A 5,896-nucleotide genomic window follows, 5' to 3' on the forward strand; every position below is an offset into this window, starting at 1 on the left:
CGCAAAGCGGACACTCGGGGTCGACAGCCATGCCGTGGTCCCCGCGCAGGCGGGGATGAGCCGCGCGGCGACGAGCACCGGACACAGGCTGCTGGGTGGTCCCCGCGCAGGCGGGAATGAGCCGACCCAGCCACGGCCGGCCGGTTCACAGAGAGGGTGGTCCCCGCGCAGGCGGGGATGAGCCGGTCTGCACGATGCCGCGGTCGGTCAGGTCGCCGTGGTCCCCGCGCAGGCGGGGATGAGCCGGCGTTGCGCTCGATACGCCACTCGTTGATCTGGTGGTCCCCGCACAAGCGGGGCTAAGCCGTAACTATGGTCGGCCGCCAATGTTCGCGTCTGATGTTCCTTGCAGAGCGGGGTTGAGCCGTCGATCAGCTCCTCGTCAGAGTCGGCGACGGGTACTCCCTGCATCAGCGGGGTGCCGCCTGCATACGACGACCCAAGATTCGCTCAGCGCATTCACTCGTCGAGCACGCCGGATCGCTTCGCCTCCTCGACGATGCGGCGGACGTTGGCGATGGCGCCGCAGTCCTCGTCGACCAGCTGGTTGCGGCGGGCGGCCCACTGCTCGCCGAGGTCGCGGCGTACCCGCTCGGAGACCTCGGTGCGCGCCGGCGAGAGGATGGTCAGCTCCTCCTCGGCGATGTGGTGGCTGATCAGGTTGCTCAGCTCCTCGGCCGCGTCGGTGAACGCCTGGGTATCGGTGCCCTTCAGCTCCAGCACCGCGAGCAGGGCCTCGTTGCCCTCGGCGTGCTCCTCATGCCCGTGCTCGACCTCGTGCTCCCCGATGTCGGCGGCCTTGCGGCGCAGCACCGGATAGACGAGCTCCTCCTCGGCCTCCCCGTGTGCGATGAGTACGGCGGCGAACGCCCGTCGGACCGCGTCCCGATCCTGGGTCTCGTCGCGGAGCTGCCGCAGGAGCCGCTCGAAGAGCCGGTGGTCGTCGATGATCAGGTCGATGACGTCGCCGGAGACGGGCCGGCCGACTTCGATGCCAGTGCTGGTCATGGAGCAGGGGTTGCCCATCCCACCAAGATCCATTCGCACCGGGCGCGATGCGGCAGGCTGGCCCCATGACATCGGCTGGACTCACCCTGCGGACGCGGCTCTTCGGGATGGTGATGCGCCGGCTCGCACCCGAGCCGGACACCGCCGCCCAGATGATCGCGCTGCGGTCGGGCCGCGAGCGGCTGCGCCGGACGGTGGCGGGGCGACTGGTCTGCGGGGCCGAGGCCGACGTGGCGACCCGCGACGTACGCGTCGACGACGACGTCCGGCTGCGGATCCACCGGCCGCACGGCGCGGCCGGACCGCTGCCGGTCGTGGTGAACTTCCACGGCGGCGGCTGGTGTCTCGGCACGCCGGAGCAGTCCGGCTGGCTCACCTCGCACGTCGCGGCACGGTCGCGCGCGACGGTGATCTCACCGAGCTACCGGCTCGCCCCCGAGCACCCCTATCCGGCCGCCATCGAGGACACCTGGCGCGCCCTGAACTGGGTGATCGAGCACGCCGAGGAGCTCGGCGCCGACCCGACCCGGCTGGCCGTGATGGGCGACAGCGCCGGCGGCAATCTGGCCGCGGTGACGGCGCTCACCGCCCGCGACGCCGGCGCCCCGGCGCTGCGGGCGCAGGTGCTGATCTACCCGGCGGTCGAGATGTACGAGCGCTATCCGTCCGAGGCCGAGTACGAGCGCGGCATCATGCTCACCTCCAAGCAGATGCGGATCTTCGGCCGGCTCTACCTGGGCGAGTCCTACGGGATCGAGGACTGGCAGGCCTCGCCGCTGCGCGCCGCCTCCCACGCGAGCCTGCCGCCGGCGCTGATCCTGACCGCCAACAAGGACCCGCTGCGCGACCACGGCACCCGCTACGCCGAGGCCCTCCGCGCGGCCGGCACCGAGGTCGACCTACGCGACTACGGCCCGGGCATCCACGGCTTCATGTCACTGCCCGGCGTCGTACCGGTGGCGCGGCAGGCGCTCGACGACATCGTTGCCTTCCTGCGCGAGCGGCTCTAGGCCCAGATACGCCTCACGCGACGGTGGTACGCCGCAGCGAGCGGACCAGTCGCGCGGGCAGCTCGCCCAGCGGGACCACTTCGTCGGCGAGTCCCGCCATCGCGACGGCGCCCGGCATGCCCCACACCACCGCGGTGTCCTCGTCCTGGACGAAGATCGGGGCCCCCGCCTCGGCGAGCAGCCGAGCCCCCTCGAGCCCGTCCTGGCCCATCCCGGTGAGCACCGCGGCGACGCAGCGCCCGCCGAGGACCGCCGCGGCGGAGCGGAACAAGACGTCGACCGCCGGCCGACAGAAGTTCTCCTGCGGCCCCTGGTCCAGCGAGACCCGCTTCGAGCCGGCCACCGTCTCGACTCGCAGGTGCCAGTCGCCGGGCGCGATCAGCACCTCCCCGGCGTGGGGCACGTCGCCGCTGACCGCCTCCCGGACGGTGAGCGGCGAGATCCGGTCCAGCCGCTGGGCGAGCATGGTGGTGAAGACCGGTGGCATGTGCTGCACCACCAGGACGGGTACGCCGAGGTCGGCCGGCAGCTGCGCCAGCAGCGTCGCCAGCGCGTCAGGCCCGCCGGTGGAGCAGCCGATCAGCAGTGCCTCGGCCGGGCCGCCGGGGCCGCGCCGTACCGTCGTGGCGGGGCGGGGGCGCGGCGCACGCGGCGCCGGCGCGAGTCGGCGCATCCCGGCCAGGGCACGGATCCGTGGCACCAGCTGGTCGCGGACCGAGTGCAGCCCCTCGGCCACCGATCCGGCGTTGGACGGCTTCGTCACGTAGTCGGAGGCCCCTCGGGAGAGCGCCTCAAGGGTCGCGGCGGCTCCACGCTCGGTGAGCGTGGAGAACATGATCACCGGCAGCCGCGGGTGACGCTCGCGGATCTCGGCGAGCGCGCCCAGCCCGTCCAGACGAGGCATCTCGATGTCGAGCGTGACCACGTCCGGCGCCAGCTGGTCGACCTTCTCGATCGCCTCGATGCCGTCGCGCGCGGTGGCGACCACCTCGATGTCGGTGGCCTCGGCCAGCGCCGTCACGATGAGCTTGCGGACGAGTGCCGAGTCGTCCACCACCAGCACGCTGATCACGGCGAGACCATCGGCTGCCTCGGGCGCCGCCTGAGGGCTCAGGCTGCGCCGGCGCGCGAGGCCACCAGCACCACCACGACGACCACCGCCAGCACGATGGCGGCCAGGGCCGCGAGCTTCTCCCTGCGGGTGCTCGGCAGCCACGAGGGAACGGGACCGAGCGTGCTCATCCGGCCTCGACCCGGTGGGAGCCGAGCCTGGCGGCGGATGGTCCGATGCGGATGGGGTGCACCGAGCGTCCTCTTTCACGTGGGGCGGGCCGTCGTACCACTCAACGAGCAACAAGCGGATCGGTTAGGGGTGAACGGCCGCCACCGGGCTTGCGGCGTTCACTCAGACCTCAGTGGGGGATGCCGATGAGGCTGGGCGTGACCATGGCACCAGCGAGCTTCCAGCAGATCGCCGCCCTGGTGCTCCGGGAGACATCGATCATCTACGAGCCGCGCAAGGAGTACCTGGTGGAGGCGCGGCTGCACCCGCTCGCCGTCCAGGCCGGCTGCTCCTCGGTCGACCAGTACGTCGCCCTGGTCGGCGTCGACGCGCAGGAGCGTCGCAAGGCCATCGACGCGCTGACGATCAACGAGACCAGCTGGTTTCGGGACAACGCGCCGTACCAGGCGTTCACCGAGACGATGCTGCCGGCGCTGATGGCCGGCCGCACCGAGCGGCGGCACATCTCGATCTGGTCCGCGGCGTGCTCCAGCGGCCAGGAGGCCTACTCGATCGCGATGCTGCTCGACCAGCACCTGCCCGCCGGCTGGACGGCCGACATCCTGGCCACCGACGTGTCGACGGCGATGCTGGCCCGGGTCGAGGCGGGTCGCTACAGCCAGGTCGAGATGAACCGCGGCCTCCCGGCCACCAGCCTGGTCAAGTACTTCACCCGGGCGGGCAGCGAGTGGCAGGTCGTGCCGGCGCTGCGCGACATGGTCCGCACCCGGCACCTCAACCTGGCCGACTCCTACATCGGCATCGGCACCTTCGACCTGGTGCTGCTGCGCAACGTGCTGATCTACTTCGACCAGCCGACCCGGCACGACATCCTGCGCCGCATCCACCCGCACGTGGCCGGCGACGGCTACCTGCTGTTGGGCTCCTCGGAGACCACCCTCGACATGCCCGCCGATCTCACCGCACTGTGGGACCGCGAGCAGCTCGGCCGCGTCCAGGCGCATCGCCCGGCCGGCGCCACCAACCGCCCCGTCCACGGGCTCTCGGCCACCGCATCACCCATCTCCGCTGCCCTGACAGGAGCCTGACGTGCGTGCCTTGATCATCGACGACTCTCGCGCGATGCGGAGCATCCTGCGCCGCATCGTCTCCGGCCTCTCCTTCGAGACCGCCGAGGCCGGCCACGGCCAGGAGGCGCTCGACCAGATGGAGGCCGGCCTCGACCCGGACCTGTGCCTCATCGACTGGAACATGCCGGTGATGGACGGGTACACGTTCGTCACCCGGGTCCGCGCCAACCCCGCCTGGCGCAACGTCACGCTCATGATGGTGACCACCGAGAGCGAGCAGGGCCAGATCGTCAGGGCCCTGGCCGCCGGCGCCCACGAATACGTCATCAAGCCGTTCACCCCCGATGCCATCGTGGAGAAGCTGCAGCTCCTCGGGCTGGTCGACAAGGGGGTGCTGGCGTGACCGCGCTGGCCCCGGAGCTCTCCGACGTACACGCTGTCGTGGAGCAGGTGTGGAGCAGCTTCCTCGGCGACGAGGAGCCGCTGCTCCCCCGGTACGACGCCAGCGGGCCGCTCCCCGCCGACGACGTCTGGTCGGCCGCGGTCAGCATCCACGGCGGCTGGGCCGGCACGGTGACCATCGAGCTGTCGGCCACCCTGGCGCAGAACCTGACCCGGCTCATGCTCGCGATGGACGACGAACCGCTCGACGACGCCGATGTCGCCGACGCTGTCGGCGAGCTGGTCAACATGGTCGGCGGCAACATCAAGAGCCTGATGCCCGGCCCCTCCACGCTCACCCTTCCGTACGTCGCGGCCGGACGCGCCGCCCACGCCTCCGACACCACGGAGGTCGCCCGACTCGATGCGGCGTGGGTCGGCGAGCCGGTGCGGGTGAGCGTGCACACCACGAGTTAGTCCCAACCGAAGAGACACCAGAAGAGGTCACCCCCTCATGTCGAAGATCCTCGTCGCCGACGACAGCAGAGTCATGCGCCAGATCGTGGTCCGCACCCTCCGGCAGGCCGGGTACGGCGGACACGAGATCGTCGAGGCCGAGAACGGCCGCGAGGCGCTCGACAAGGCGCTGGCCGAGGCGCCGGACCTGATCCTGTCCGACTGGAACATGCCGGAGATGAACGGCATCGACTGCCTGACCACGCTGCGCGCCGGCGGCAACCAGACGCCGTTCGGGTTCGTCACCTCCGAGGGCTCGGAGGACATGCGTGCGCGGGCCACCGCCGCCGGCGCGTCGTTCCTGATCGCCAAGCCGTTCACCGCCGAGACGTTCGACGAGGCGCTGCGGGGGCTGCTCTGATGCCCTCCCACCTGCCCACCGCGAAGGACATCCGCGACCTGTTCACCGATCTGCTCGGTCGGGATGCCACCCTGGCCCCGGCCGCGCCGTTCGCGCCCGGCCCGAAGAACCCCGCCTCGATCGCGGTCTACGTCGACGACTACCTGCGCATCACCGCCCTGATCGCCTGCGACCTGCCACTGTCGGCGTACGCCGGCGCTGCGATCGGCCTGGTGCCGGTGAGCGGCGCCGAGGCGGCCGTCGAGGAGGGGCTGCTGCCCGACACGCTGCGAGAGAACCTCTACGAGGTGCTCAACGTCGCCGCCTC

9 protein-coding genes are annotated in these 5,896 nt (G+C 71.5%); 6 read left to right on the plus strand and 3 right to left on the minus strand.

Annotated features, from left to right (window positions below):
- Positions 1 to 459: 459 nt before the first annotated feature.
- The gene (locus VHA72_RS00375; protein WP_325572457.1) at positions 460 to 1,008 is read right to left on the minus strand and encodes a hemerythrin domain-containing protein; all 549 of its coding nucleotides are present in this window, start codon (positions 1,006 to 1,008) and stop codon (positions 460 to 462) included.
- A 65-nt stretch (positions 1,009 to 1,073) separates the two neighbouring features.
- On the opposite strand from VHA72_RS00375, the gene VHA72_RS00380 reads away from it, so the two are divergent.
- Positions 1,074 to 2,018: an alpha/beta hydrolase gene (locus VHA72_RS00380; protein WP_325572458.1), complete on the plus strand. Its 945-nt coding sequence runs from the start codon at positions 1,074 to 1,076 to the stop codon at positions 2,016 to 2,018.
- A gap of 13 nt (positions 2,019 to 2,031) precedes the next feature.
- On the opposite strand, the gene cheB is transcribed toward VHA72_RS00380, so the two are convergent.
- Both cheB and VHA72_RS00390 read right to left on the minus strand, forming a co-directional pair.
- Entirely contained in the window at positions 2,032 to 3,090 is a 1,059-nt protein-coding gene (cheB, locus tag VHA72_RS00385; protein WP_325572459.1) for a protein-glutamate methylesterase/protein-glutamine glutaminase, read from the minus strand.
- Positions 3,091 to 3,128: 38 nt separating this feature from the next.
- A complete protein-coding gene (locus tag VHA72_RS00390) occupies positions 3,129 to 3,260 on the minus strand; it encodes a hypothetical protein (protein ID WP_325572460.1) in 132 nt (43 codons plus the stop codon).
- 204 nt (positions 3,261 to 3,464) lie between these two features.
- On the opposite strand from VHA72_RS00390, the gene VHA72_RS00395 reads away from it, so the two are divergent.
- The 5 genes from VHA72_RS00395 to VHA72_RS00415 form a co-directional block, all read left to right on the plus strand.
- Positions 3,465 to 4,349: a CheR family methyltransferase gene (locus VHA72_RS00395; RefSeq protein WP_325572465.1), complete on the plus strand. Its 885-nt coding sequence runs from the start codon at positions 3,465 to 3,467 to the stop codon at positions 4,347 to 4,349.
- Position 4,350: 1 nt separating this feature from the next.
- The gene (locus VHA72_RS00400; protein WP_325572461.1) at positions 4,351 to 4,734 is read left to right on the plus strand and encodes a response regulator; all 384 of its coding nucleotides are present in this window, start codon (positions 4,351 to 4,353) and stop codon (positions 4,732 to 4,734) included.
- Positions 4,731 to 5,189: a chemotaxis protein CheX gene (locus VHA72_RS00405; protein WP_325572462.1), complete on the plus strand. Its 459-nt coding sequence runs from the start codon at positions 4,731 to 4,733 to the stop codon at positions 5,187 to 5,189. Before VHA72_RS00400 ends, VHA72_RS00405 begins: the two co-directional genes overlap by 4 nt.
- 37 nt (positions 5,190 to 5,226) lie before the next feature.
- Positions 5,227 to 5,589: a response regulator gene (locus VHA72_RS00410; RefSeq protein WP_325572463.1), complete on the plus strand. Its 363-nt coding sequence runs from the start codon at positions 5,227 to 5,229 to the stop codon at positions 5,587 to 5,589.
- On the plus strand, positions 5,589 to 5,896 hold a 308-nt coding region (locus VHA72_RS00415), incomplete at its 3' end, for a hypothetical protein (RefSeq protein WP_325572464.1). The genes VHA72_RS00410 and VHA72_RS00415, both read left to right, overlap by 1 nt.

The organism is Nocardioides sp. (assembly GCF_035547795.1).
GTDB lineage: Bacteria > Actinomycetota > Actinomycetes > Propionibacteriales > Nocardioidaceae > Nocardioides.